The organism is Gordonia sp. NPDC062954, from assembly GCF_044543825.1.
Taxonomy (GTDB): Bacteria; Actinomycetota; Actinomycetes; order Mycobacteriales; family Mycobacteriaceae; genus Gordonia; species Gordonia tangerina.
The window spans coordinates 1-25,894 of record NZ_JBITWL010000020.1 but is presented as its reverse complement, the minus strand read 5'-3'; the positions used below and the strand labels follow the sequence as shown (position 1 = coordinate 25,894).

22 protein-coding genes are annotated in these 25,894 nt (G+C 66.5%); 21 read left to right on the top strand and 1 reads right to left on the bottom strand.

What is annotated here, in order from left to right; translation table 11 throughout:
- Window positions 1-3,035: 3,035 nt before the first annotated feature.
- Window positions 3,036-4,007: a ParA family protein gene (locus ACIGKQ_RS17920; RefSeq protein ID WP_058253231.1), complete on the top strand. Its 972-nt coding sequence runs from the start codon at window positions 3,036-3,038 to the stop codon at window positions 4,005-4,007.
- Between the two features lie 227 nt (window positions 4,008-4,234).
- Entirely contained in the window at window positions 4,235-4,585 is a 351-nt protein-coding gene (locus ACIGKQ_RS17915; RefSeq protein ID WP_139114226.1) for a hypothetical protein, read from the top strand.
- Between the two features lie 489 nt (window positions 4,586-5,074).
- Here the strand turns inward: ACIGKQ_RS17915 and ACIGKQ_RS17910 are convergent, their stop codons facing one another.
- Window positions 5,075-5,770, bottom strand: coding sequence for a helix-turn-helix domain-containing protein (locus tag ACIGKQ_RS17910; protein WP_231742572.1), 696 nt, complete (start codon window positions 5,768-5,770; stop codon window positions 5,075-5,077).
- A gap of 842 nt (window positions 5,771-6,612) precedes the next feature.
- Between ACIGKQ_RS17910 and ACIGKQ_RS17905 the strand changes: the two genes are divergently transcribed.
- From ACIGKQ_RS17905 to ACIGKQ_RS17815, 19 genes are all read left to right on the top strand, one after another.
- The gene (locus tag ACIGKQ_RS17905; protein WP_258325155.1) at window positions 6,613-8,163 is read left to right on the top strand and encodes a cutinase family protein; all 1,551 of its coding nucleotides are present in this window, start codon (window positions 6,613-6,615) and stop codon (window positions 8,161-8,163) included.
- Between the two features lie 146 nt (window positions 8,164-8,309).
- Entirely contained in the window at window positions 8,310-8,834 is a 525-nt protein-coding gene (locus ACIGKQ_RS17900; RefSeq protein WP_075862436.1) for a hypothetical protein, read from the top strand.
- Window positions 8,831-9,667, top strand: coding sequence for a hypothetical protein (locus ACIGKQ_RS17895; RefSeq protein WP_075862437.1), 837 nt, complete (start codon window positions 8,831-8,833; stop codon window positions 9,665-9,667). Before ACIGKQ_RS17900 ends, ACIGKQ_RS17895 begins: the two co-directional genes overlap by 4 nt.
- A 17-nt stretch (window positions 9,668-9,684) precedes the next feature.
- Window positions 9,685-11,049 (top strand): hypothetical protein, encoded by a 1,365-nt coding sequence (locus tag ACIGKQ_RS17890; RefSeq protein ID WP_075862438.1) that lies wholly within the window; start codon window positions 9,685-9,687, stop codon window positions 11,047-11,049.
- A 5-nt stretch (window positions 11,050-11,054) separates the two neighbouring features.
- A complete protein-coding gene (locus ACIGKQ_RS17885; RefSeq protein WP_139319385.1) occupies window positions 11,055-11,687 on the top strand; it encodes a hypothetical protein in 633 nt (210 codons plus the stop codon).
- A 46-nt stretch (window positions 11,688-11,733) separates the two neighbouring features.
- The gene (locus ACIGKQ_RS17880; RefSeq protein WP_075862441.1) at window positions 11,734-12,018 is read left to right on the top strand and encodes a hypothetical protein; all 285 of its coding nucleotides are present in this window, start codon (window positions 11,734-11,736) and stop codon (window positions 12,016-12,018) included.
- Window positions 12,019-12,043: 25 nt separating this feature from the next.
- On the top strand, window positions 12,044-12,313 hold the full coding sequence (locus tag ACIGKQ_RS17875; protein WP_011161191.1) for a hypothetical protein: 270 nt from the start codon (window positions 12,044-12,046) through the stop codon (window positions 12,311-12,313).
- Complete coding sequence (locus ACIGKQ_RS17870; RefSeq protein WP_139319386.1) at window positions 12,259-12,945, top strand: hypothetical protein; 687 nt, start codon at window positions 12,259-12,261, stop codon at window positions 12,943-12,945. The genes ACIGKQ_RS17875 and ACIGKQ_RS17870 overlap by 55 nt, the downstream gene beginning before the upstream one ends.
- A gap of 4 nt (window positions 12,946-12,949) precedes the next feature.
- Window positions 12,950-13,852 carry a hypothetical protein gene (locus ACIGKQ_RS17865; protein ID WP_075862442.1) on the top strand — a complete coding sequence of 301 codons (903 nt, stop codon included), beginning with the start codon at window positions 12,950-12,952 and terminating at the stop codon, window positions 13,850-13,852.
- A gap of 53 nt (window positions 13,853-13,905) precedes the next feature.
- Window positions 13,906-15,360 (top strand): hypothetical protein, encoded by a 1,455-nt coding sequence (locus tag ACIGKQ_RS17860; RefSeq protein WP_139319387.1) that lies wholly within the window; start codon window positions 13,906-13,908, stop codon window positions 15,358-15,360.
- Window positions 15,361-15,401: 41 nt separating this feature from the next.
- Window positions 15,402-16,898 carry an SCO6880 family protein gene (locus ACIGKQ_RS17855; RefSeq protein ID WP_075862444.1) on the top strand — a complete coding sequence of 499 codons (1,497 nt, stop codon included), beginning with the start codon at window positions 15,402-15,404 and terminating at the stop codon, window positions 16,896-16,898.
- Window positions 16,899-16,923: 25 nt separating this feature from the next.
- Window positions 16,924-17,982, top strand: a complete 1,059-nt coding sequence (locus tag ACIGKQ_RS17850; protein WP_075862445.1) for a hypothetical protein — start codon at window positions 16,924-16,926, stop codon at window positions 17,980-17,982.
- 21 nt (window positions 17,983-18,003) lie between these two features.
- Entirely contained in the window at window positions 18,004-19,968 is a 1,965-nt protein-coding gene (locus ACIGKQ_RS17845) for a hypothetical protein (protein WP_075862446.1), read from the top strand.
- On the top strand, window positions 19,965-20,363 hold the full coding sequence (locus ACIGKQ_RS17840) for a hypothetical protein (RefSeq protein ID WP_139319388.1): 399 nt from the start codon (window positions 19,965-19,967) through the stop codon (window positions 20,361-20,363). Before ACIGKQ_RS17845 ends, ACIGKQ_RS17840 begins: the two co-directional genes overlap by 4 nt.
- A complete protein-coding gene (locus tag ACIGKQ_RS17835; RefSeq protein ID WP_075862448.1) occupies window positions 20,356-22,380 on the top strand; it encodes a transglycosylase family protein in 2,025 nt (674 codons plus the stop codon). The genes ACIGKQ_RS17840 and ACIGKQ_RS17835 overlap by 8 nt, the downstream gene beginning before the upstream one ends.
- Window positions 22,377-22,919, top strand: coding sequence for a hypothetical protein (locus ACIGKQ_RS17830; protein WP_075862449.1), 543 nt, complete (start codon window positions 22,377-22,379; stop codon window positions 22,917-22,919). The genes ACIGKQ_RS17835 and ACIGKQ_RS17830 overlap by 4 nt, the downstream gene beginning before the upstream one ends.
- A 49-nt stretch (window positions 22,920-22,968) precedes the next feature.
- Window positions 22,969-23,670, top strand: a complete 702-nt coding sequence (locus ACIGKQ_RS17825; protein WP_075862450.1) for a hypothetical protein — start codon at window positions 22,969-22,971, stop codon at window positions 23,668-23,670.
- Window positions 23,667-25,598, top strand: a complete 1,932-nt coding sequence (locus ACIGKQ_RS17820; RefSeq protein ID WP_075862451.1) for a type IV secretory system conjugative DNA transfer family protein — start codon at window positions 23,667-23,669, stop codon at window positions 25,596-25,598. Before ACIGKQ_RS17825 ends, ACIGKQ_RS17820 begins: the two co-directional genes overlap by 4 nt.
- A partial coding sequence (locus ACIGKQ_RS17815) for a DUF4913 domain-containing protein (protein WP_396574621.1) occupies window positions 25,598-25,894 on the top strand: 297 nt, incomplete at its 3' end. The genes ACIGKQ_RS17820 and ACIGKQ_RS17815, both read left to right, overlap by 1 nt.

Sequence of the window (25,894 nt, the reverse complement as noted above, 5' to 3'; positions counted from 1 at the left end):
GGCGATGCTAGGCGCGCAGCGTGAAGGTGGCGCAGGGTAGGAAAGATCTGGTTCGCGTCGAAGGCGCGGCACCGGCGTTGATCGACCGTCGTCGGGAGTAGGGGCCGATCGTGGTGCTGGGCTGAAGAACTGCGCAAGCTCGAGCACGATCTTCCGCAGGGACGATCGAGCCGCGGTGCAGCGGCCACCCTAGGACCGGTGCTGCCTGCGCGTCCTGCAGTCATCACACCCCCTCGTCGGCTCGAATCACATCGGTGTAATTGTATGAGCGCTAATTCCGCGCGATTTTATGTTGGTGCTGGACGGCGGGTCAGGGGACATCGAGTAGGGCGGTTCTCGCATCTCCGCAGGTCACCTGCGTTGTGCGGCTGTATTTTCGCGCGAATTTATGCCACACTGGGTGGATGGATCGGTCCGCTGACGGCCGGCGTGGGCGCCTTGGCGCACCCACGCCAGTTCCGGCAGCTATCGAGAACCGGTCGACCAAAGCTCCGGTAGTGACGGCGTACTGCGCTGACCCGCAGTGCCGAAAGGAGTTTCGTAGGACCGCGGGTCGTGGTCGGCCTCGAATCTATTGCTCGGATGCCTGCCGGCGCTCCGCCGAGAACGCCGCTCGACGAATTTCCGCGCAACTTCAGCATCATCGCGAGATGGCGCAGATGCTCGAACGCGACCTTGCGGCGTTCGATTCGTCCGCGTCACCCAAGTCCAACCCGGAGCCCTCGTCAGTCGCTGGCTTAGACACAGCCGTTGCCCGCGCGGAAGGTGTGCTCCTGGGGCTTTCAGACGGGAGTGTTCTGGCAAGCGAGTTCACTCGCTTGCTGGACGCAGTTCGTGCTGCGCAGCCCTCGCAGCAGCAACATAGAGCGGGCTAACCGGCAGGCATCGACAAGCCGTCGGCCTGTCGGTAGAAGCGGCACCGACTGAGTCACAGGCGCGCCTCAAGCGGGCCATCAGTAGTTCGCCGATTGGGTCAGAAGATCTACTCCGCCGCGGTTCTCCGCTCCCCCACCGGCCAGCGGTGCGCGTCGAGAGCCAGCGCGTGACTACAGTTACCGGATCACGACAGCATTTGCGCACCGTTGACCTGCGCAAATCGAAACCGCCTCCCAGTTCCCCGCAGAACGACGAAATTGAGTTTTCCTATCCCCTAGGGCCAAAATGGGTGACAGCTCGTCACGGTGCGATCTGGAGTCGTTTACGTAAGTCTGCCGTCTCAGCGCGATTGCCAGGACTCCTGTCAGCCGCACTAAGCGTTCATTCTTGCTTCCTCAGCCCAACGGGTCGTCGGTACGCGATCGCCCACCTTCAGAATCGAACATCTCCCGCCGGCCCATACGGCCGACCCATACGGCTGTCATCCGGTTGGTGACGACGTCGCCTCAGTTCTCGGAACCCCGCCGCAGCCATCACTCAGCAAGTCTCCCGAAGTGCCGAGAGCCTGGTGGCACTGGGCCTAGCGGCCGAACTCGAGGGGCCGGCGGGCGACACCGGTGCCCCCGGGGGAGTGAAACGACTCGGTGATCTACGTAGAGCACGGAGTTTAGGTGCCCGCCTTGAGCTGCCGCTTGTAGTTGTGGCACTGGTTCCCCGGTCAGCATCAGGTCATCCTGAGTGAGCCCGGTTCAGTTGTGGGCCTATGTCGGTGTCGTGACCCAAAAAGGGGTCCGCCCGGCCAATCCACAGACTTCGAGGACCGCTGTCACATGTTAGCGGATGGCTGCGGCGAGGTAGACCAGCGATCGAGCAAGGCGGACGCGAGCCCCAGTCATCATTGGTGGGACGAAACTCGTCGTGACGAGCTGCGCTGTGGTCTCATGTCTTTATGACTTTGTGCACCCGTGTCGCGGATGGTCAAAGCCGTCCCACCGGGTCAGGTCACTCAGACGCGCAAGTCTGCGCGGGGACCGCTTCGTTGAGCTGTCGGTTCACAAGCCACTCGGTCGACAGCCGAGCTGCGTGGCTATGCCACCGGGCGCCTTGGTCTTTCAAGGGCCTAGTCGAGAGCGCGAAACTCTCTCGGGCGCAGACACGAAGCTTTTGTTCGTCCTGGGTATCGCATCCGCGATCCTGGTTTCCGACTTTCGTTCCCCGCAAACGTGGCTACCGACCGCGTCGATGGCGACCCGCATGCGCACAAACAGCCTGTTCAGGTCGTAATAATGCACGCATTACTTCACGCTGCAAGGCGCGCAGCCACGCGCTCAGTGCAGTCGACAAGACCGTCTAGATGAATCGGGACAACACTGTGGTCACGGAGCTGCGCCCTACGCCCCCCAATGGGCCTTCTAACACGCACTACGACATCCGAGGAAGTGCACCCTCGTTGGTTGCTGCTCGGACCTTCTGCGTTAATGGCCGCCACCAGTCAGACCGCACGCCGACAAATACGTTCCTACGTCTACCTGGACGTACCTTGCACTTTTCGGCGCGCCATACATACAGCGTGAAGTGCCGCACCGATGTACGGGATGGGCCGCAGCGTCCTTACCCCCATACGCTGCGCTGCAGCAACGAACGTACCCACCCGATTACGAAAGCCCATGTCGCACTCAGTACACGTTGCTGTGAAGTGCTAAGTACTGGGCTGCTTGCGTGCGCTCGCAAGGCGACCTATGCGACACAGAGCACTCATGTCCGCATGCACCGCCATAACTTGTTTCACGTTGCAAGCGTTGTGCGTCTAACTGTTTCTCCGTTTACCGGCTCCGCTGATGCGGTACACGAAGATCGATGTACACACCGAACTACTGAACACATACCCTTGCGCGGTGATGGCAGCTCTGTCTAAGCAGTTATGTCTATACGTAACGCAGGACGTAGATGTCGCCCGCCCACCAGGTACATCGTCGTTGTTAACGCCTCGATCATTGCCAAGCTCAAGTGAGTATCTGCGGCGTCGCGCACGGGAGACCTCGCGGTAGAACGCAAAGTCGTCCGTAGCGTGTCGTACACCGCGCGAACCGATGTGCGCTGTTACCCTCTGCGCATAGCGGACCCCAAAGCGCCCGGGAGGTACCGCCTTCCTGCGGTCCATGCGCACCACCCCATTGGAGGACTCAGTGCAACACCTATCTCAACCCGCACTGTCTCGGGTTGTCACGATCGCAAACGGCAAGGGTGGCGTCGGTAAGACGTCCACGGCGACAAATGTCGCTGGTTTGGCCGCTGCCGCCGGCTGGCACGTCCTGTTCATTGAGCTCGATCCGCAGGGCAACGCGGGACGCGACCTAGGCTACGAGATTGATGGGTCCGGGGATTCTGGACAACAAATCTTTGACGCGATCATGCAGGAGAAGGCACTACGACCCAGTCTGGTCAACTACCGACCCAATCTGGACGTACTTCCGGGTGGGAGCAGACTCGACGATCTGGAAGCGATACTGATCGGACGTTCTCAGCGTTCGCCAGGTTCACACAGGCAACTTGCAGATGCGTTAACTCCCATCGCAGCTGACTATGACCTTATAATTATCGATACCCCACCTACACGACCCCATCTTCTACGGTTGGCACTGGCTGCGACACGTTGGATCGTCATCCCGACAAAACCGGACGACTCGAGCATCGACGGCCTGCAGAAGCTCGCTGACGAAATGGTTAGTGCCAGGTCAACAAACCCCGACATCGAGGTCCTGGGCGCCGTGCTTTTCGGCATCGAGGTCGCTGCGAAAGCCATTCGTAGAGAGGCGCGAGCCAAGCTAGACGCAGCGCTAGGAGGAGTGGCCCCGCTGTTCAATTCCGTTGTGCGCCATAGCACCATGACCTCGGTTCAGGTACGGGAGAAGGGTTTGCTCGCCCACGAGCTGGCCGAGCAAGTCGACAACGCCGAGCCGTACTGGAAGGCCCTCAAGGAAGGCAGACGGCCCGACCGTGTGCCAGGCACCGCGCCGTCTCTCGCTGAAGACTACGTCCTCCTCGCCCAGGAGATCCTCCAGGAGATCGACCGACGCGAGACCGAGCAAGATTCCTCCGCAGAGCCGACACACGAAGGAGCACCCGCCTGATGGCCACCGATCGCAAGCCTGTAACCGGTCTCGCGAGGACCGGCGGCGTCCCGGGGCCGCCGCCCCGTAGGCCATCTGCTCCTGCCGCAGCACCAGCGGCGATCCCAGCTGTACCCGACGGCCCAGCGCTACCGCACGATCGACCGCAACCGGCAGCGTCCACTCGGCCTATCTCGCGAGGTACCCGACGCCCGAAACGCGTCGAAACCCGCCCAGACGAGATGCTGGTGCCAGTCACCCTCTCGCTTCCCACGCCACTCTGCACAGCCACCAAGGCGCACAACAAACAGAACGAAACAACTATCGCCGGGACATTGATGGACGCGATTGTCGCCAATCATGACCGCTTGCCGGCGTTAGTAGAGAAGCTCAAACGCCAGCACCACGACGATGGGCTGTTCGTACGAATCGAAGCCAGACCCGAAGAGGAGCGATCTTCCCTGACGTTCCGGATGCTGGGTCGCAACCTGACTGTCATAGACCGCTTAGTTGTCGAAGTCGGTGCCGAGAATCGCTCGCAGCTGTGCAGGGCAGCTCTAGAAGCCCACCTCCAGTCTGAATCAGTGGATTCAGAGTAAGCCGGTACGCCCAACCCCTCGGACGGTTCATCCCTACCGGCCGGTACGGCGGTTCGCTGGCACGAGCTGCACACCCAAACCCGCGGCGTCGCAGCAGTCACGCGGGGTAGGGGGCGACCGGTCCGCGCGATCACCGCAGTTCGATAGTGATGGTCGACGAAGAGCGTCTAAGGTCTGTAGACGTAACGAAACGACGCAACGGTCACGCAAGGGATTGCCAAACCGTACCGCCGCAGGCGAGCCTCGGATTCGCCCGCGTTCGACGGACGCGCAGGGTGTTTACCCTTCATTTCGGTCTAGTATCGGTGTACCTTCGGTTTGCCACCACCAATGGCGTCTTGTGGCGCGACGCGATGAACAAAGACTGCGCGGCCTAAAGACTGGTTTTGCCGGATAGTGCTCTCGGGTCGGGTTGGAGGTTGTATTAGACCAACCCGACCCGCAGGGCCACCGAACCTAGCAACGCATGAGGAGAGCACCGACTCCGTGTCAGTCAACCTGCTCTGACTGACTCGCTACGAACTCAGCGAAACGCGTTTCGTATCGCCGAACCTGAGGCATCGACATCGAGTAGCCGGCTAGCCACCTCAAGTAGTTGAGGTCATCGCTGTCTGAGGCGGACTCGCCTTCCGGCGGCGGCATTCGCAGATGATCATCAAGAACGAGGATCAGATCAGCGAGAGTGCCGTCACGACGCGCTATTTCTGCCTGCCTGATTATCCACGCTCGGGTCAATCTGTCGGTCGCATGACGAAGATTCGACACCACAACGCGCTGGTCCTCGGCGAGCGAAGGCGACAGGTCATCGACAGCGCGCACCTTCCGAGTCAGTTCGGCCAGCGCGTCGGTTCGAATGAACACTCCGTACGCAGAGGGCGTCAGGGGACGTGTGGGGCGAGAAGAGATCGGGTCATTCGTGCCCGCGGCCAGATCGGTCGTGGGCTCATCTCGCAGAGGTTTCGGATCTCCTCCCTCGAAAGCGCGAGCGGCGCTTCCCGCGGACCACCGCAGCGGAGCGTCCAGCTTAGTCAACGTGACGAACCGCGGTTTAGCCATCAAACCCTGCTCGAGGCGTCGCACAGTCGCGTCACTCGGCCCGCCGGCGAGGCTTATGTCGGCTTGCGACAGTCCCAGTTCCTGCCGGCGCCGCTGCACGAGGCGCCCAAAGCGCAAAGCATCGGCCACACCCGCACTCTAAGCGCCGTGGACCCGTTCCGGGGCAGCCCCCTCCCCAAATGTCACTAGTGCAAGGCTACCGTCGGTTTACATTCGGTTTAGCATCGGGTTATAGTTCGGACTGGCGCTCGGATAATGAAAGCCGTTTGTAGGGTTGAGCCGCCAATAGAGCAGCTTATGCACTGGAGATACACATGCACAGCAATTAGACACAGGGTCTCAGACTACGAGTTTGACCCCGGCCCGGACGCTGCAAAGTTTGGCGACTCGAACGGCGTCCGGACCGGGTGAATACCAGCTCGATGCGGTATGTGCGGGCATCGAGGCGGGCGTTGAGCAGTGTACCTGCGGGTATGGGCTGACAACGGTCGTCTGGGGTGGGCTGCTCCTACAGCTTCGAGGAAACCCTTGGAGTGAAGGACTCGCATGACGAACCTTCTTGAGCCCGATCCTCGTGGGCCAGATTGGTCTGGGCGTGTTGCTGTCGACTTTCGATCGATGGCACGGGTCCCAGGCTCCGGAGAGGGACGGTCAGATTGCCGTCGAACAGTCCCTCTCCGGAGCGGTGGTTGGCGACTGCACGCGAGCGCGATTGATTTGCCGTCGAACGGCTCGCGTGTGGTCGCCGGAGGGGTCAGCTCCCTGTCTTTCGATGGGGGGCCGGCCCGGTGACCAGTGTAGAGGTGATTGATCCTGTCCAGAGGGGTGGACAGGACTCGCGACGCTCGCCCTGGGGGGCGGCCTTGGCGGTGATGGCTACGGCGGTTATCGCCCTGGCCAGTGTCGGGGTCGGGAACGTGTCGGCGGCGCCAGCGCAGCCGGGGGGTTGCCCGGGTCTGATGGTGTACGCGGTGCAGGGCACCGGCCAGTCGTCGCCAGACGCTGATCCGTCCAAGGACGCGGGGTTCCTGTCCCAGGTACTCCATCCGGCGATCACGGCCGCGCGCGGGGATATGGACCGTGCGTATGTACCCTATGACGCTGGCTTCGGTGGTGCTGTGGCTGGCGGAAAGGTCCCGTACGAGCAGTCCGTTCAGGGCGCAGTCGCCAAGACCTTGTCCTGGATCAAAGACAAGGCCGCCGCGTGTCCGGCCACGAAGTTCGGTCTGGTCGGTTACTCCCAGGGCGCTCACGTCACTCGGATCGTTTTGAACGACATCGTCGGTGGCAAAGCAGCGATCGGCGCCGACAAGCTGGCTCTGTTAGCCAATCTCGGCGATCCCGGCCGACCTGAGGGTGCGCCGTTGTTCCCCGGTAAGCCGGGGCAGACCTCTCCTGACCCGGTGCCGGGGACCAGCGGCGCGAACGTGTCCAAGGTCGTGGCGGTGTCGACGACCAACGCGCCGGGCGGCGGTATCGCCCCTGTCGGCGACGTTGAGGACACGTCGTACCAGGCCATCGCGGGGCGCTATCTGTCGGCGTGCACGCCTGGCGATCTCGCTTGCGATGCCCCGGCGAATGCTCCGTTGGCGCGGTTGGTCACCAACATCGCCGGCCAGTCGGAACTCAACCCGGACGATCCGATCGGGTCGTTGTCGACGATCGCCGAAGCGCTGGCACTGACCGCAGTGAAGACCGCGGTACCGGTAGTCAATGAAGATGTGCAGGCGTCGGAGAACAACCTCGAATCGTTGAGTTATCAACCGCGCCAGACGTTGTCGGAGCGGTTGGCGGTGGCCTCGGACCCGCGTACGCCGTTGCCGAGTGTGCAGGATGCGCTGTCGGCGGTGATCAAGGTGGGCACGATCGGGTTCAACGCGGTAAAGACCGTTGTGCAGACGGTCGCTACTCCGGGCACGATCGCTGCGATCGCCACCGCGGGTGCTGCGAATCCGTTGGCCATCGTCGGCATTCTGGGGGCGAAGCTGGGCCAGGCAGCGGTCACGCTGGTCCCACCGGCAACCCAGGAACGTCTTGTCTCTGAGGCGTTTACCGCGTTCAAGTCCGAGTTCCAAGCGAACTCCGACCTGTTCAAGGTGTCCTCGCTGTTGAAGTACTGGGATGCGGCCAAGCAACACGCCTCGTACTCGGAGGTCTCGGCCACACCGACAGGCCAGCCCCCGACGAAGTTGATCGGGGACTGGATTGTGGCGGCCGCACGCGACATCGCCGGCAAGGACGGCGGGTCGTCGAACTCGCCCGATAGCGGCAGCGGCGGCGATGACTTCTCGTGGCTGTTCGGGGAGGGGTCTGCTGGTTCGTCGACACTTCCATCGTTGACCACGACGTCGTTGCCGCCGAGCGCTGCGACGTCGGAACCGGCTTATCCGTGGGAGCTCGGCACCTCGTCACCATCGGCTCCGTCCGAGACAGTTCCCTCGGGGGCCTCATCGGTCCCGCAAACCACACCTCCCGGCGGCGCGTCCGGGCTGCCGCCGTTCCTCAGCGGGGCCTCGCAATGAGTCTGATCGTCCTCTCGGCCAACCCTTCCCGCGTGTGCGGGCGCGGGTTGTGCCGCGCTTGTGGTGGTGGTCGAACCACCACCGCCAGCTAGACCCATTCTCTTCCACTCACGCACCCAGCGAATCACTCCGGAAGGAGCGAGTACATGTTCAGTGACAGTGCAATCCGACCCCCGCTCGGGGGACATGTCTCTCACAACCTCGGACATCCGGGCCGTCCCATCAACCCGCAGGCAGGTGAGCCGGTGTGGTTGAGTCCCGTCGATCTGGTCACCGCAGTCACCGACCCGGCCACAGCGGTGATCCTGACCGACGAGAACGGCTGCGCGTCGACTCGATGGGGGATGGGCAACGGCCACAGCATCACGCGGCTCAAAGAAGCGTACGACGAACGGGCGCGGTGCGTACTGCCCGGTGACCGCGGCTACCGTCTCGACGCGAACAGCGTTGTGCTGGTGGTTGGTTCGAACGGTTCGTTGCCGGAAGAACTGCTGGTCGGCGCCACCTACCGCGACGTGTTCGACAACACGCTGCACACCATCGACCCGTTCTCCCTGACCGCGGCCCGCCGCGGTGTGTTCGGCGATGAACACCCTCTGCACTGGCACCTCGCCGAGTGCGATCGCTGGACCCGCGCATACCGCCCCGGGGGCGAGGTGAAGTTCGGATGAGTACCGGTTGGCAGAACGATCCGAGTGTGCAGACCTGGCTGCACACCGCCGAACCTCACCCGGACCAGCCCACCGAGTGGAACGACGAGCCGACGCCTGCTGAGCAGGACATCACCGCACCCATCGATGACGTCGAACCCCTCGACGACAACCACTACAGCTACGCCGCCCACGAGGACCCCCAGGTCGTCGAGTTTGAGGATGTCGAGGACGACCCTTACGTCGAGACTGTCTATCCCACACCGACTGTCGCTCGAAGTACGCCACCTCCGGCGCCTCCGGCACGGGGGCAACGTCGGTGGTTGCTGATCGTGGGCGCCTCGGTGGGCGTGATCGTCGTTGCGGTGCTGGTGATCGTGTTCTCGATCAAAGCGGTCGTTGGCGGCGGGGGAGGCGACGGCATCACCGATCCGGTCGCCGCCATGGACACCCCAGACCCGTTCTCCGATGCAGTGGAATGCCCCTCGACCACCGAAGGGTCCACCACCACCGGCCGCGACCCGGGTGACCTGACGTCGGGCCCGAACGTGATCAAAGCGTTCAACTACGCCTACTTCCACTGGCGTTCGGGGCCGGCCGCGCGGGCGATGGCCTCGTCCAATGTCGAGGGCATCGGCAGCGCTGTCGATCTGCAATCAAGCATCGACACGCTCAATCCCCAAGCGCGGTATTGCCTGTCGATCGACGAGACCGGCGCCGATACCTACCGCGTGGAGGTCACGTTGATCCTGCCCGACGGCACCCGCGATCCCGACCCCGATGTCCAGAACATCACCACCACCCAGATCGGCGAACGCACCTACATCGCGTCTGTCACACGAAATAAGAAATAGAAAGGTCACCCCCTCCCATGTACCTCACCTCACCAGCGGTCACGTCTCCGCGGTTCGACACCCCGCCCCGGCGGTCGCGGGCACAACGCCGGCACCGCACCACCCCACCAGCCACCCCGTTCGTCGGGACAGTGCTTGCTGCGCTGATGGTTTCCGGTTCCTTCGGCGCTACCCTCCTGGTCGACAGCCCTGCCGCAGCCTACGAACAGGGCGGTGTCGACCAGGGCGAGACCGACGACGGGTTCGAGCAGGGCGGCGTCGGCGGTGGTGGCGACGACGCAACCCCACCGGTCGCACCTCCGCAGCAGACTGCGCCAAGCTACAACTACAACCCCGGTCCGGGCGCAATTCCGGCACCGCCCCGGGAAGCTCCGTATCGGCCCTACGCCGATCCGCAGGCGTACAACCAGCCCAACTACGACACCGTCTACAACCCGGCACCGCCGCGGGCCTACACCTTGCCCCGCCCGGTCGCGCCGGTCCGCCCGATTGCCCCGCCCCCGAAGACGTTGCGCGTGGGCAACTTCCTCGTCGAGGAAGACCAGCTCAAACGTGATGCTCCCTGGCTGACCGACCGTCAGCGGGTCTCGATCAACGAGTGGTCGGCCTATGGCGAAGCGAAGATCGCCCAGGGCCTCATCTCGGTCGGCGTTCCCGAAGACGAAGCGTCCCGCCAGGCCGCGGCCACCATCATCGGCGTGGCGCTCGGCGGCACCGCAGGTGCGGTCGCCCTCGGCGTGCCCGCCGCAGTGACCGGCGGTGTCGGTGGTGCGCTGATCGGTACCGGCGTGGGCGCAGTCATCGGGTCGACCATGGTGGTGCCCTTCCCAGGCGCGCACACCGGAACGGGCGCAGCGATCGGCGCCGCAGCCGGTGCGGCGATCGGTGCCGCCGCCCTGGGTATCCCCGCGGCGATCGTCGGCGGTGTGGCCGGTGGAACGGCCGGCGGACTCCTCGCGCACGCACTCGGTGCCGGAGATCCGGGCGCGAACCCGCGTCAGCCCGGACTGCCCGGCCAGCCCGACCCGAACCGCCGCGCCCCGCAACCCCGCCCGCAACCCGCTCCGCTGCCCAACCCCGGCGCCAACCAGTTCGAGCTCCACCTACCTGCCGACCAGGCGACCAAGGCCGGTCTACCTGCGGTGCACTACCAGGTCAGCGTCGGTGGAGATGTCAACGCCGAGACCACCATCGGCGGACAGACCTACACCGCGAACTGGACCGCTGAGCAGGCCGAAGCCCCCTACAAGGCACTGGGCGGTGCCGCCGATCAGGTGCGCAAGACCGTCACCGACGCCGCTGTCGACCTCTCCCGGCACGCCGAGAAGGCCGTCCCGGGTCTCAAGGTCACCTTCCCGCAGCTCACGCCGAAGGGGGCATAACAACGATGGCCGCGAGTGTGGAGACGGTGTCGGCGGCGCAGAACGCCGGAGCGATTCGGGGTGCGTCGATTTTGCCGCCGAGCGCATCGGAGATGTTGGGGCGGCGCACGACCCGGTTACCGGCGCATCTGGTGGCGGCCGTGGGCTGCCACGGCGGTGCTGGTGTATCCACGCTCGCGGCCCAGCTCGAGCATGTCGGCGATTCCGGCCAGTTGTGGCCCGGGCGGGCCGACGAGCCACCGTTCGCGGTACTCGTTGCGCGAGAATCGGCGCGCGGCCTGGCCGCAGCGTCGCTGGCCGCCCGCCAATACGCGACGAACAATGCGCCAGCCCATGTGCAGTTGCTGGGTTTGGTGCTGGTAGCCGGGCGGAAGGGAAAGCCGACCGCCCGGCTCCGGCGCGACCGCGAATTGCTGGTCGGGTCGGGCCTTTTCGCGAACGTGTGGCACATCTCCTGGCACGACTTCCTCGTCGACACCCCGCTCAACGAGCTGCCCTCGACCGGCCCCGATCCCGCGCCGGCCGCGCGGCGGTCCGATCCGCGCACCGTCGTCGCCCCGGACATCGCCGCCGTCGGCCAGGGCCTGCGAGACGCCGCGGTCGCGGTGATGTCGAACGACAACAGCACAACCCCGTAACGGCACAACTGCACAACCCTCCACACCTCACGAGAAGGAAGAGATCATGCTCCAGTCCACCCTGGCCTCGGCCACCACCACCTACGTGGCGTTCAACCCCATCCCGATTCCCGGCCTGTCTGATCGGCTCAACACCTTCGGCGGGTGGGCCACCTTCCTGGCCTACTTCGCCTGCGCGGTGGCGATCGTCGTCGGCGGCGGCTTCATCGCATGGGACAAGATCACCGATCGCGGCGACAGCAAGGGCGTGAAGATCGCGATCGGCGCGATCGTCGGGACGATGGTGATCGCGACGGGCGCCACGATCCTGCAGGCCGCGGGCGGGCAGTGAGCCGTGCGGACCGAAAGCTACAGCGATGAACACCACCATGACAGTGGCCTACGCGAAACTACCCCCCGAGGTGATGAGCAACATCACCCTGATCGGCGGCTGGTTCGTGTTCGTAGCCAACATGCTCGCGCTGCTACACCTAGTCTTTCTGGGCGCCTCGATCGCCTTCGACAAGGTGCGCGAGCATCCGTTCTCCCAGATCCCCGCGGGGGAGTGGTTCACCAAGATCATCTTCGGGGTGTGGGTGGTCGCGATCGCCGGCAACATCGCGGCGGCCGTGCTGGTATTCGGCTGATCACCACACCGATCACCCTCCTCGGCCTGGTGTGCACGGTGATCGGCCTGCTCGCCGGGTGCGGATCAGAGCCCGACACGGCCACGCCGTCGACGCCGCAACAGATTCCGCTGACCGCGCCGCCCACCGATCTGCGGTGGGTGGAGTTCAACGGGATGCGCCTTCCCCAAGCCGCCGAAGGCCCCCACGAGATGTCCGATGTCATCGCCCCGGGAGGGTTCGACCGCACCCCTCCGGGCGCGGGGTTGGCCGCGGTCAATGCCATCGTGCGTCTCTCGGTCGCGCTCGATGACCAGTGGCCCCAGGTTGTGCGTGAACTCCTCGCACCGGGACAAGCGCGAGATGACTTCATCACCAACCGCATTCAGCTGTCGACCACGTCCGGCGTGCCAGCCGGTCAGGCGCCGCAGGTGCAGGGCTGGAAACTGACCGCGTTCACCCCCGACAAGGCATCGGTCGACATCTACACCCGGCTGCCGGACCGCTCGATGACGGTCAATCACACCACGGTCGTGTGGGCACCGGCGTTCGGTGACTGGCGGCTGCTGCTGCCCGACGCCGCGGCGGGTGCCTCACCGGTGGATGCGATCTCGGCCACGCCGACCGACATGGTCGCACTGACAGGAGCGTAACCCCATGAGCACCCCCGATCCTCGCGACGACGACCTCGGCCGACTGGCAGCGGTGCACTCACTGCGCCAGTCCGGTGGCTACAAGAGCACCACACTGGTGCTGTCGCTGCTGGTGTTGACCATGGTCATCGGCGCGGCCGTGCTGGTCGCCATCCGCGGCGATGATGGCGATTCGTCAGCACCGCCGCCACAGGTCACCGCCACGGACACACCGACGTCGCTGCCGCCGCAAACCCCGGTGACCCGGCTGCCCGACGACGCGTTCGGGATGCCCACCACCGACACCCGCGGCCGCCGGGTGGAAACCCCGACCAACCCGCTCGGCCAGGTCCTCCCGCAGACCACCGACCCCTCCGACACCGATGACCCTGAGGCTGTGCTCCCGCCGCCGAAGGGATTGATGTGGCAGCGCGTGTACGGCGCGACCATCCCATTCTCCACCTCCGACGGTCCGACCGCGATCAGCACCGACGGGGTACCCACCGGATTTGCCCACACCCCGCAGGGCGCGGCACTGGCCGCCTGGCAGATCGGCCAGCGCGCCACCTGGGCACCCGATGACCAAAACGTCGCTCTACTCGATCGCGCGGCCGTGGTCTCCGAGGCCGCACGTCCCGAGGCCGACAACCTGCGCACCAACGGCGCGCAAATCTATGCCGGAAACCCTGAGTTGCCCGCGCAGATCCGGGATGTGCCGGTCGCGGTCCGCGTCACCACCTACTCCACCGACTTCGCCCACGTCGAGTTCGCCCAACCTCTCAACCGCGACGACGGCTTCACCGCCATCTCGGTCGGCGTCGACATGGTCTGGCGCGACGGTCAGTGGAAATGGGTGGTCCCCGAACCCGGCACCGAACCGAGCCGCCTGCTCATCTCGACCACCGGCGATGGGTGGACCCCATGGTGAACCACCACAACGACTCTCACCTCCGGGAAGCGCGTTCCGGCCGACGAGGGCGTGTGCGCGCTGCCCTGACCGGCCGACGCACCCACGCCGCGGTCGTGGTGGCGCTGATCGCCGCGACGGTGTCCTCGTGGGCCGGTGCGGGCACGGCCGCAGCGAACCCGCTGTGCGACGCCCTGGGACCGTTGAGCCGGACCGTCTGCGGCGCCGCGGGCAACGCCGCGAGCAATGTGGCCGGCAGCGTGGTCGGCGGAACATTCGAGAAGATCGTCAACTCGCTACTCGAGGGCTACCAGACCGTCCTGACGTGGGCGATGGCGTGGTGGATCAAACTCCCGAACCCCCAGTTGGACAACAAGTCCTCCCTCATGCAGGAAGTCCATGATCACACCCTGCAAATCCAGATCGTTGGTTTGACGTTCTCGCTGATGTTCTTCGGCCTACGGATGATGATCGACCGCAAACGCTCCCTGGCCGATGACGCCGAAGAGGGCTTCAAACTGATCTTCCGCTCAGCGATGGCCACCGCCGCGATCCCGCTGGCACTGACCGTGGGCGGCCGCATCGCCGACGGCATCTCCAACTGGCTGGTCAGCGAATCAGTGACCGCCGGCGGCGGCAACGGCGACGTCATCAAGAACTTCCTCAAACTCAACCTGCTGACCAACTCCGCGCTGGGCACCACCGCCATCGGCATCTTCGCCCTCGTCGGATTCCTCGGAGCCTTCTTGCAGTTGGCGTTGCTGGTGGTGCGCGAGGCGATGCTGCTGCTGGTCGTCGCCGCGCTACCGGTGGCCGCCGCATTCTCCGGCACCGGACCCGGCTCGCAGAGCTACCAGCGACTTATCGCGTGGTCGGTGGCATTCCTGCTGTTCAAACCCGTGGGCGCGCTGACCTACTTCGTGGCCTTTCGCGCCGGAGCCTCCAAAGACAACGCCCAACAGGTGGTCCTGGGCATGGTGCTGATGATGCTGTGCGCGTTCGTGTTACCCGCGCTCATGCGCCTGATCGCCCCCGCCGTGGCAAGCATGGGCGGCGGCGGATCAGGTGCCGCAGCAGCGGGTGCGGCCATCGGTGCCGGTGTCGCGGCAGGCAAGGTCGCGGCCGCGGCCGCCTCGGGTGGGGCGACCGCCGGGGCCAGCGGCGGCGCGAGCGCGGGCGGGATGTCCTCGATCGCCGGTCGCGGCGGCGGCGGACCCTCGGGCGGTATCTCCACGGCATCAGCACCCTCACCACCACCACCATCCGGTGGCGGCGGGCCCGGCGCCCAACCCGCCCTCTCCGGTGGACAGGGCGGCCAGGCCAGCTCCGGCGGCGGGGGAGGAGGCGGCGGTCCCACCTCCGGGCTGGGCGACGCGATGGGATCGGCCGGCGGACTCGCCGGGGCAGCAATGCAAACCGTCAGCGACAGCGTCGAATCCGAAGTCGAAGCCACCACCAGTGCTGACCCGTCCCTGAGCAGTCCACCGCCGATGCGTTCGGGCTGGAACGAACACGCCATGGCGCACTAGCCACCACCGACCCATCTCTCTGACTGTCGAAAGAGGTTGTCATGACCGACAAAGCCGGCACCCGCCGACTGCTGTACCGCCCCGCGGCGGCGTTCCGGTCCTCCGGCGCATTCGGGTTCACCATGTTCTCGACGATGGTGCTGCTCGGGTTCCTGTTCATCGCCGTCGTCGGGCTGATGCTGCCGCTGCCCGGGGTGATCAAGTTCTTCGGGCTGCCGTTCACCCTGGCTGTGCTGTTCGTGCCGCTGGTCGTGTCGCTGCGAGGCCGCTCAGCCTGGGAGCTGGGCATGGGTGCACGGGCGGTGTCGAAGTCGCGCCGTGCCGGTGAGACCCTGGTGCGGTCGGGGCCGTTCACCATGATCCCCGACGGCACCCCACCACCGGGACCGCTGGCCACCGCCGAGACATTCAACTTCTCACCCGGCGACGGATCGGCACCGTTCGGTCTGATCAAATTGTCGTCGAAGAACTTCTACACCCTGGTACTGCGGACCTGGCCCCAGGGCGGGGAGTGGAATGACCAGCCCGTGCGGGACCGCTGGGTTGCCCGCCTCGGCGACATGCTCACCTTCCTCGGGCAATCACCGGACTTCGTGGCCGCCACGGTCACCATGGAAACCCTGCCCGAATCAGGGATGCGGGCCTCCAGCATCGTGCGGTCGCGACTCAAAGACACTGCGCCAGCGTTGGCCCGCAAGATCATCATCGAAGCCACCGAAGCGGTACCGACCGCCGAAGTGCGCCTGGAAGCGCGGATCGGGTTGACCTGGCGCGCCGACACCATGCACCGCAAACGCGACGCCACCGACATGGGCAACGAGTTGGCGCGCCGCCTCGGACGGATTCGGGACTACTGCCACGCCGCCGGTCTGCGAGTACGGCCGATGCTCGAACGCGAAATCTGCGCCATCGCCCGCCGCAGCTTCTCCCCGGCCGACGAGCTCGACCTCGAAATCGGTCTGATGAGCGGTGAACCGATGCGCCTGCGGTGGGAAGACTGCGGACCGACCTCAGCCTCAGACCAGCACGGCCGCCTGCTTCACGATGCGGCGCAGTCGATGTCGTGGACGATGCGCAACGAACCCGAGGCGCCGTTCGACTCCAACGTGCTCGCCGATCTGCTGTCCCCGCACAGCGACGTACCGCGCAAACGAGTCACCTTCGTCTACCAGCCCTACACCCCGGCCCAAGCCACCACCATCGTCAACAAGGACCACAACGATGCCCGCCAGGCCGTGCGCACCAACGTCGGCAAACTGCCCGAACGCGCACTCGTGCGCCTCGACAGCGCCGAAGGTGCCCGCCAGGAACAGGCCCGCGGCGCCGGCGTGACCCGGGTGTCGATGATCGTGACCGCCACCTGCCCCATCGGTGCCGACACCCAGAAGATCGACACCCTCGTCACCGATCTGGGCCTCTCGGCGGCCACCCCACTCGAACCGACCCGCGACGAACAACTCGTCACCTTCTGCGCCGGACTGGGTTTCGGTGTCGTGCTCTCCGAAGAGAGCACCGTCTCCGACAAGCTCGCCGCCTGACCAGGACAGAAAGGACCACCCTGCGATGCCGACGCTTCCCGCCCTGACCTCGCTGCTGCAGCGTTCCCGCGCCCGCCTGTCCTCCTCGGCGGCATCCCTGCCCCAGATCAACACCGTCCTGTCGATCACCGAGCACCGCTCGGCCGGCGGCCACGACTACGGCCTGATCCGGGCACACGCCACCGGCCACTACACGGTGATCCTCGCCGCGACCGGCGCGACGCTGCGCGACTGGCAACAACTGTGCGACTACACCCGCATCGACTTCGGTGCCGACGCCTGGGATGTCGTCGCGGTCACCGCCGTCGCCGATACCTTCCCGCGCACCGACACCGCACACCGGCAATGGCTGGACACAGAGCACCACTACCGCCTCGACGTCGCCGACCTCGCCACCGACACCTATCTCGCGGTCACCTTCGTCGCGGCCACCTCGGCAATGAAGACCACCCCCGACGAGATGGCAGTGGAAGTGGGCCGACGCCTGCACACGCTGATCGGGTCCCTGCACGCCGCCGGGCTGGACACCACGCCGCTGACCGCAGCGCAGGTCGCCGCGGTCGGGGTACGGGCCTACCGCGGTGGCCTGGCCGATGACGCCTCGCCCACGTTCGCCGACATCGCACCGGACTCGACACCACACCGGGTGCGGGATGTGTTCTGCCACAACGACCTGCTGTCGGCGACTTGGGTGATCGCCCCGCACGTGCTGGAACCGCCACACGCCATGGGTTCGGTCCTGGCCCAGCTGCTCGAGCGTGACCCGACCACCCCGCGCACCCGGCTGGCGATCACCTGGCGGGCGACCTGCATCGCCGACACCATTCACCCCGACGACCCCATTCGGCTCACGTTCGAGCCCGTGCTGCAGCGCTTCGGCGCCACGCTGACGATCACCGAGCCGCGTCCCCGCACGCCGTCGGTGGACGCCCTACGAGCCCGGTTGCCGCTGTTCGCCCGCCTCGGCGTGCGCAACGGCTACGACCGCCACGCCGAACTGTTCGCCGCCGGAACCGGGCTGGGGGTGCTGCTGCCCGAACACGGCGACATCACCGACGAAGCCCTGCGCCACCGCCACCGCTAACCGATTGCGAGACGCCCCACCATGACTGTCACTGACCTCCACAAGGCCGCCACCACCACCGCCACCGGCGGCGACACCACGCCGTCGACGTTGCGCCTGAATGCTGGTGCGGCCTCGGCCACCCGGCCGAGCACCAAGGAACGCTCGACGAAGCCGACCACGTTCTACGACGACGACACCCGCGAGGACCTGCTCGACACCGCCCGCAGCGGTGGGATCAGCGGCTACCTCGCCCGACAGAAACTCGACAACGACACCCGCCGCCGGGAACGCCACGACGCCGCCATTGCCCGGCCGATCCAGTTCGACGTGCCCACCCTGATCCGCACCAACCGCGGCTTCGACGGGCGTGGCGGCGGCCGCGTCGCCCACGTGCGCCGCCCCAACGAGCTGCGCGGCACCACCGCGCACGTGCCGGGGTTCTACCCGTTCCCCATCGGCGCCTCGGCACCTCTGGACGGCGCGCCCGTCGGCTCGCACCTCGACACCGGACAGCCCGTCGGGTTCGACCAGATCGGCTGGTTCGAGGCCGGACAGATCACCGCACCCTCAGCGATGGTGTTCGGGCTCAACGGATTCGGAAAAAGCACCCTCAACCGGCGCATTGTGTGCCACGACCTGGCCACCGGGGTCCGCCCGCTCATCATGGGCGATCACCGCCCCGACTTCGTCAACATGATGCGCCAGATGGTCCTCCACGACAGCGACGGCCGGGTTCAGCACCGCGAGGACGGCATCACACCGGTCACCCCGCAGGTCACCAGCGTCGGATTCGACTCGCCGATGAACCCCCTCGCCGTGGGCACCTTCGGCAACCTCATCGCCCGGTTGCCCACCGCCGCACGCCAACTCGCCGAACGCGAAATGCGGGCCCGCCAGGTCACCGCCGCGACCGGGCTCCTTGAGATCAGCTCCGGCCGCCCGATCGCCCCGCACGAGGAGACGCTGCTGACCACCGCGTTGCGGGTGCTCTACGGCACGGCCAACGAGTTCACCCTGACCAATGCGCCCCTACCCGGCGATGTGCTCAACCTGCTGCGCCAAGTCCCGCAAACTCTCATCGACGCCACCGCCCGCGACGCCGACACCAATCCGGAGGTGCGTCGCGCCCACCAGGACCTCCTCGATGCCTCCGGCGCCCTGGGCCGCCGTCCGCATGACGCGATCGCCGTCGACCGCTACCTGCTGCTGACCGAGAACCTGCGCCAGTCGCTCGACCAGCTGGTGTCGGGGCAGTTCGGCGAGATCTTCAACGCCCCCACCAAAGAACCCATCGACATCGACGCCCTCGGGGTGTGCGTGGACATGTCCCGGCTACCGGCCAACGCCCGCAAGCTGCGCGCCGCGGTACTCCTGGCGTGCTGGTCCGACGGATTCTCCGCCGTCGAAGCCTCCCATCTGCTCTCCGATCACGGCCTGCAAGAACCCCGCAACTACGACCTGGTGTGCGACGAGTTCTCGCTGGTGCTCGGCGTCGGCAACGGCATCGTCTGGCGCGTCGACGAAGTCACCCGCGTCCAGCGCGAACAGGGCACCGGCAGCCTGTTCACCACCCACACCGTCAAAGACCTCCAGGCGTTCGACTCCATGGAAGATCGCCAGCGCGCCATGGGCTTCCTCGACCGCGCCCGAGTCAAGGTGTGCTTCCCGCTACCCGAGGACGAAGCCTCGCTGATGGAAGGCAAGGTCAACCTCAACGAGAAAGAAGCCGCCACCCTCGCCGAGTGGGCCACCACCCCCCGCGGCATCGACGACCCCGTCGTCTCCGAGATCAACGAAACCGACTGGGCCGACGGGGTCCGCGCCACCGGCACCGAAACCAACACCGTACCCCCGGGTATGGGCAAGTTCCTGATCAAAGAGGGTGAGCAGCCCGGTATCCCGGTGCAGATGCGGTTGACCGCCACCGAGCGCGCCACCGAGATGCACAACACCAACAAGCGCTTCAACCGCGGCCGCGGCGCCCAGTCCGGAGCCGCGGCATGAGCACCGACAGCGACCCGGGCACAGCCACCCCAATCGACCCGCTACCCAGCGCCTGGGAGCAGGTGCAGGACTGGGTGGTCGAACCCAACCCGCGCCGCACCGCCCACCCCGAGGAAGTCCGGCGGTTGGCAGTGCGCGCCGTCGCCGAGCTGCTCGCCCGCACCTCGCTGTCGCTGACCGCCGCGGCCGCCGACGTCGCCGCCAACATCGGCGCCGGCACCAACAGCGTCATGCGGTGGTGCCGGGCGGCCGGGGTCGGCCGCGATGTCACCGCCCGAGACCGCGAATGGGCCACCCGCCTGGAGGTCGTGCGCTCGATGAACAAGGCGCTGACCGAACACGTCCGCGACCTCGACCGCGACCCCACCGACTACCGGGACCTGCCTCGTGGGTGAGGGCAACGCCTCCAAACTGCTGGTGCCACTGCTGGCACTGGTCATGGGGTTCTTCGCCTCGTGCACCCTCATCATCTCCGTCGCCGGCGACGACGACTCCTGCCTGCCGCTGACCGGCGGTGTCGACCAACCCGCCGACGCCTCCCACTCACCCGGCGCCAAGGTCAAGCCGATGAAAGTCAAGGACTTTCAGATCACCTCCGGCTACGGCCCACGCGACGGCGCGATGCACGAAGGTATCGACCTCGCCGGGGCGATCGGCGCGCCGATCTACGCCGCCGCCGACGGCACCGTCACCGCCGCCGGGACCGCGTCGGGGTTCGGGCACTGGATCGTGCTCACCCACAACATCAACGGGCACGTGTGGTCCACGGTGTACGGGCACATGTTCGCCGACGGTGTGCTGGTCAAAGCCGGTCAGAAAGTCACCGCCGGACAACACATCGCCAAGCTCGGCAACGACGGCCAATCCACCGGCCCGCACCTGCATTTCGAGGTGTGGGATGGCGGACACCGCGACTTCACCGGCGGCCACTCAGTCGATCCAGCCGGGTGGGTGTCCACCAGCCCCGAACCCGGCGCCGCCCCGGCCGGACGCGCGCCCGCCCAACCGGGCAGTCCGCGCGTGCTCACCGCCCCACGCGTGATCCCCGCCTCCGACGTCGTCACCGCCGCCGACTGGGATGCCGTCGCCAAACACGAATCAGGCGGCAACTGGAAGATCAACACCGGCAACGGTTACTACGGCGGACTGCAGTTCGCGGCGTCGACCTGGACCGGCGCCGGGGGAGCGCAGTACGCGCCGACCGCCGACAAAGCCACCCGCGAACAGCAGATGGAGGTCGCCAACCGCGTCCTGGGTTCCCAGGGCTGGGGCGCCTGGCCGACCACTTCCAAGACCGCCGGGGTCACCGGCAAGAAACCGGCACCCGCAGGCACGTTCCTCAACGCCGCCGCGGTGCCCCCGCCCGCGGGCGCACCCAGTGGGCCGCCCGCACCGTCGGGGCCGTCGGGCCCGTTGCCGCCGCTACCGAAGTCCAAGGGCTCCGAAGCGCACTTCCAGGTCGACTCCATCCGCCTCGCCCGCGCGATCGCCGCGAAGTTCCCGCAGATTCAGACCATCGGCGGCTGGCGTGCCGACGGCGGCGGTTTCAACGACCACCCGTCCGGCCGCGCCGTCGACGTCATGATCCCCAACTACACCTCCGCGCAAGGGATCGCGCTCGGCAACGCCGTCAACAAATACATCCTCGACAACAAGAAGCACTTCAAGCTCGAGTACACGATCTGGCGCCAGACCTACTACCCGGTGGTCGGCAAGTCCAACGTCATGAACGACCGCGGCGACCCCACCCAGAACCACTTCGACCACGTCCACGCCACCGTCGAAGGCCACGGCATGCCCCGCGGCAATGAGGTCTACACCGCACCAGGCGTCACCGGCGGGATCAGCGCTGACGAGGGCGCCGACTGCGGCCCGGTCGAGGACCAGCACGGCGGGGGAGTCGACAACCTCGCCGCCGGACGGGTCCCACCGGCCTACGAGCCGTGGTTCCGCAAAGCCGGACTGCTGTGCCCGCAGATCAGCTCGGCATTCCTCGGCGGAATCGGCAAGCAAGAGACCGGGTTCAACGCCTCCCTGGTGTCCCCGGCAGGAGCGAAGGGGCCGATGCAGTTCATGGACTACACCTACCCGTCCTGGGCCAAAGACGACGACGGCAACGGCCGCGCCTCGGCCACCGACATCGGCGACGCCGTCATGGCCGCCGGACGGTTCTCCTGCGCCAACGCCAAACAGATCGACGCCGCAATCGCCTCCGGCCGAGTGAAAGAACCCGCCGAAGGCCGCGAAATTCTCTACGCCTACGCCTACAACGCCGGAGTCGGCGCGGTCCTCAACGCCGGCGGAACACCCACCGGCGGCGACTACGACACCCAGACCCGCCCGTACGGCCAGAAAGTCATCGCCTACGCCAAACAGTTCGCCGATCAAGGGCTTCCGGAGAAGAACCGATGAACCACCACCACCGCCACCTCCTGGTCGTCCTCGCGATCGTGCTGATCGCCGCACTGGCCGGATGCTCCGGCAGCGACGACACCACCGAACCCGCACATGACCATGACCACGGCGAGCACTACAGCAGCCCGCCCGGCCTGCCCGATCGCGCTGAGCCGATCGGGGTGTTCACCACCACCGTCACCACCATGTTCAGCTGGCAACCCGCCACCGACACCTCACCCACCGATGCACTGCGCCGCACCCGCGCCACCCTCACCGGCCAGGCATTGGACTCCGCCAACAGCTCGGCAACGGTGCGTCCCAGCGCCCAGTGGGGCGCATGGAAGCAATCTCTCGACGTCATCACCGCCCGCGTCGAGGGCGCCTCAGCAGTGCTGATCTCACCGGACAAGGCCAGCGCGCGCGGCACCGTCATCCAGACAGTGCTCGGCATCGACGCCACGGTGACCTCGTTCCGGAAGTTCACCGTCACCGCCGATCTCGTCCGCGTCGACGGCCAGTGGAAGGTCGCCACCTACCCCCGCGCCGACACCTGACCCACCGGCCGCCCCAGCAGCAACCCGCACCTCACAGAAAGGGCACACCATGCTCGACCCACAGAGCGTCCCCCAGGACACCAGCCGCGAAGTCGACGACATCTTCGACGAAATCCGCACGATCATGCGCCGATCCCGCCGCCACGCCGACGAAGTACTGCGCCAGGTCCGCAACCAACAGCACCGCCGACGCTCCCAGCAGACCCGAGCCCAGCAGCGCCTGAACACCGCGCGAGCCACCGGCGCCCGACCGCCCCACTTCGCCGACACCAGCGCCGAACGTCACCCTCTGACACCGGATTTGATGGCCCGCTGGGCCGGGGCACACGCCGCGGCCGATCTGGCGCGCGAAGCCGCGGCCGAGGCCGCCCGCGACGGTGACACCGCCCGGCAAGCTCAGATCAATGCCACCGCGCAGCGCGCCGAGCAATGGGCGCACGCCTGGGATGAGCGGCTGCGTGAGGCCGGCGTCGACCCCGACACCATCGGTGGCCGCGACCGCGACCAGGACCTCGGCGAGGTCGCCGACACCGATCTTCTCGACCAGGTGTCGGCCTCGGCCGCGAACTATGCCATCGACGTCGACGACGCCGCAGCCGGGGCCGGGCACCGCTCGATGAGTGAACTCATCGCCGACACCGAACCCGCCCCCGAAGCCGCGTTGATCGCCGCTGGCGACAGCGACTGGCAGACCACCCCGGTCCCCGAGGTCGGGGCCAGCGTCACCCTCGACACCGGAGCCCAGCTGTGAGCACCACCCATCGCCGCGACCGCGGCCAACACGACTCCATGGCCGGCTACTACCTCGCCGCCGCCGTGTTCGCGCTGCTGGCGATCATCTACGTGTGCTGGCGGGCGGGCTGCTGGCTCACCGGCCAGCCCGGCTCGGTGCTGATCAACCCGGCCACCGCCGCCGTCGAGGGCACCTTCCACTGGCCGGTGGCCTCCACCGTGCTCCTGGTGGTCACGGTCATCGCCGCCGTCGCGATCGCGGTCGTGGTGGGACGTCATCGCGCCGCGACCGCCGTGCTGCGTGAGTTCGACCAGGTGGCACAGTTTCTTCCTCGTCCCCGGGAACTGCACGCCATCACCGCCCGCGACGCCAAGCACGCTGCGCAGCGCCTCCGCGGCCGCGACGCCATCACCGGGCACCTCGACTACGGGCTGGTGCTGGGATCGCTGATCGGATCGGGCAAATCCGCGCTCTACATGAGCTGGGAGTGGGTCGGACTCGTCATCGGCGGACCCCGATGCGGCAAGACCACCGGCTACGCCATCCCGATGATCTGCCAGGCGCCCGGCGCAGTGTTCGCCACCTCCAACAAGCCCGACATCTACGACGCCACCCGCTGGGTCCGTGACCGCAACGACCTCACCACCCACGCCGCCAAGGCCGACACCAGCCGACAAGGGCTGCGCGCACTGTGGGCCTATCGCACCCAACGGCGCGAACCACCACGCACCCGCGGCACCATCTGGCTCTCGGACCTCCAACACATCGCCGGCACTCAGGGCCAGCAGTGGTGGTGGGACCCGTTCTGGTGCGTGCACGAACTCTCCGACGCCCGCGAGCTTGCCGCGATCTTCGCCGCCGCCGAAACCGCCGAAGGATCACGCCTGGACGCCTACTTCGACGGCGGCGCCAAAGAACTGCTGGCACTGCACATTCTGGCCGCAGCCGTCGGTGGGGGAGACCTCAAACACGTCGACGGCTGGCTCACCGACCCCAAACTCAAAGTCGCCCGCCAGGTGTTGACCCGCCACGGCCACCACGACGCCGCGGCCAAGATCGACACCGCCGCCAACCTCAACCCCCGCCAGCAAGACGGCCTCTACGACATGGCGCGACGGTTCATCAACGTCATGACCGTGCCCGCCTACGCCCGATCGGTCCTCCCACCCCAACGTGTGCGGTTCGACGGCGACAACACCGTCGGTAGCAACGACATTCGCCACGACCTGCCCAAGTTCGATCCGCAAGCGTTCGTCACCTCCACCGACACCATGTACGCCCTGTCGATGGAAGGGGCAGGATCGGCCACCGCGTTGACCACCGCCCTGGCCGACACCATCTTCAAAGCCTCCGTCGCCCAAGCACGGCGCAACGGTGGACGCCTGCCGGTGCCCGTCGTGGCAGTGCTCGACGAAGCCGCCAACGTGTGCAAGCTGCCCGAACTACCCGACTGGTACTCCCACTTCGGCAGCCAGGGCATCGTCATCGTCACCATGCTGCAATCGCTGGCCCAGGCCGCGAAAGTGTGGTCCAAGGACAAACTCGACATGCTCGTGGACTCCTCAAACGTCTACATCTACGCCGGATCATCGAACAACGAGTCCTACCTGTCGGGCCTGAGCCGCATGATCGGCCAACGCGACGTCCGTCGCCGCAGCCGCTCGCACTCCAACTCCGGCCTGGGATCGACCAGCACCAGCGAATCCTGGTCCAGCGAACCCATTCTCGGTATCGACGACCTCAAAGCACTCCCCGCCGAACGAGCAGTACTGGCCACCTCCGGCAACCGCACCGTCGTCACCACCAAGAACTCCTACTGGCTCGGCCCCTACGCCGAACTGATCGACGCCTCCAAGAAGGCCTGCGCGACCGAACGCGCAGCCCAGCAGACAGCACTGACCACTGCACCGCCCCTCGCCGCCACCACCCGGGAAAGGACCTTCTGATGACCACCCCCGACACCGACACCCCCGACGACGACCCCCGTGCGCACTGGCGATTCACCTCCGGCGCCGACTGGTTCACCAACTGGCTCAGCCACATCAAAGCCGGACGCTTCGACCGCGACACCCGCTGGTGCGCGCAGTGGTGGCGCCACGACGAAGTCGTCATCCGCCTCGAGGAGCTGTGGAAAGCGTGGGAGACTGGGGAGTTGACCCCGGATCTTGGACACGTTGAATCCCGCATCTGTGCGGGAGGAAGCGAGATGATCAAGACATGGCCCGAAAGCACTATTCGGAGA

Excerpts from the sequence above, each read along its gene's own strand:
- ACIGKQ_RS17920 (WP_058253231.1), top strand. The coding sequence starts at position 3,036 with ATGCGCACCACCCCATTGGAGGACTCAGTGCAACACCTATCTCAACCC.
- ACIGKQ_RS17900 (WP_075862436.1), top strand. The coding sequence starts at position 8,310 with ATGTTCAGTGACAGTGCAATCCGACCCCCGCTCGGGGGACATGTCTCT.
- ACIGKQ_RS17895 (WP_075862437.1), top strand. The coding sequence starts at position 8,831 with ATGAGTACCGGTTGGCAGAACGATCCGAGTGTGCAGACCTGGCTGCAC.
- ACIGKQ_RS17890 (WP_075862438.1), top strand. The coding sequence starts at position 9,685 with ATGTACCTCACCTCACCAGCGGTCACGTCTCCGCGGTTCGACACCCCG.
- ACIGKQ_RS17885 (WP_139319385.1), top strand. The coding sequence starts at position 11,055 with ATGGCCGCGAGTGTGGAGACGGTGTCGGCGGCGCAGAACGCCGGAGCG.
- ACIGKQ_RS17880 (WP_075862441.1), top strand. The coding sequence starts at position 11,734 with ATGCTCCAGTCCACCCTGGCCTCGGCCACCACCACCTACGTGGCGTTC.
- ACIGKQ_RS17875 (WP_011161191.1), top strand. The coding sequence starts at position 12,044 with ATGAACACCACCATGACAGTGGCCTACGCGAAACTACCCCCCGAGGTG.
- ACIGKQ_RS17865 (WP_075862442.1), top strand. The coding sequence starts at position 12,950 with ATGAGCACCCCCGATCCTCGCGACGACGACCTCGGCCGACTGGCAGCG.
- ACIGKQ_RS17855 (WP_075862444.1), top strand. The coding sequence starts at position 15,402 with ATGACCGACAAAGCCGGCACCCGCCGACTGCTGTACCGCCCCGCGGCG.
- ACIGKQ_RS17850 (WP_075862445.1), top strand. The coding sequence starts at position 16,924 with ATGCCGACGCTTCCCGCCCTGACCTCGCTGCTGCAGCGTTCCCGCGCC.
- ACIGKQ_RS17845 (WP_075862446.1), top strand. The coding sequence starts at position 18,004 with ATGACTGTCACTGACCTCCACAAGGCCGCCACCACCACCGCCACCGGC.
- ACIGKQ_RS17840 (WP_139319388.1), top strand. The coding sequence starts at position 19,965 with ATGAGCACCGACAGCGACCCGGGCACAGCCACCCCAATCGACCCGCTA.
- ACIGKQ_RS17830 (WP_075862449.1), top strand. The coding sequence starts at position 22,377 with ATGAACCACCACCACCGCCACCTCCTGGTCGTCCTCGCGATCGTGCTG.
- ACIGKQ_RS17825 (WP_075862450.1), top strand. The coding sequence starts at position 22,969 with ATGCTCGACCCACAGAGCGTCCCCCAGGACACCAGCCGCGAAGTCGAC.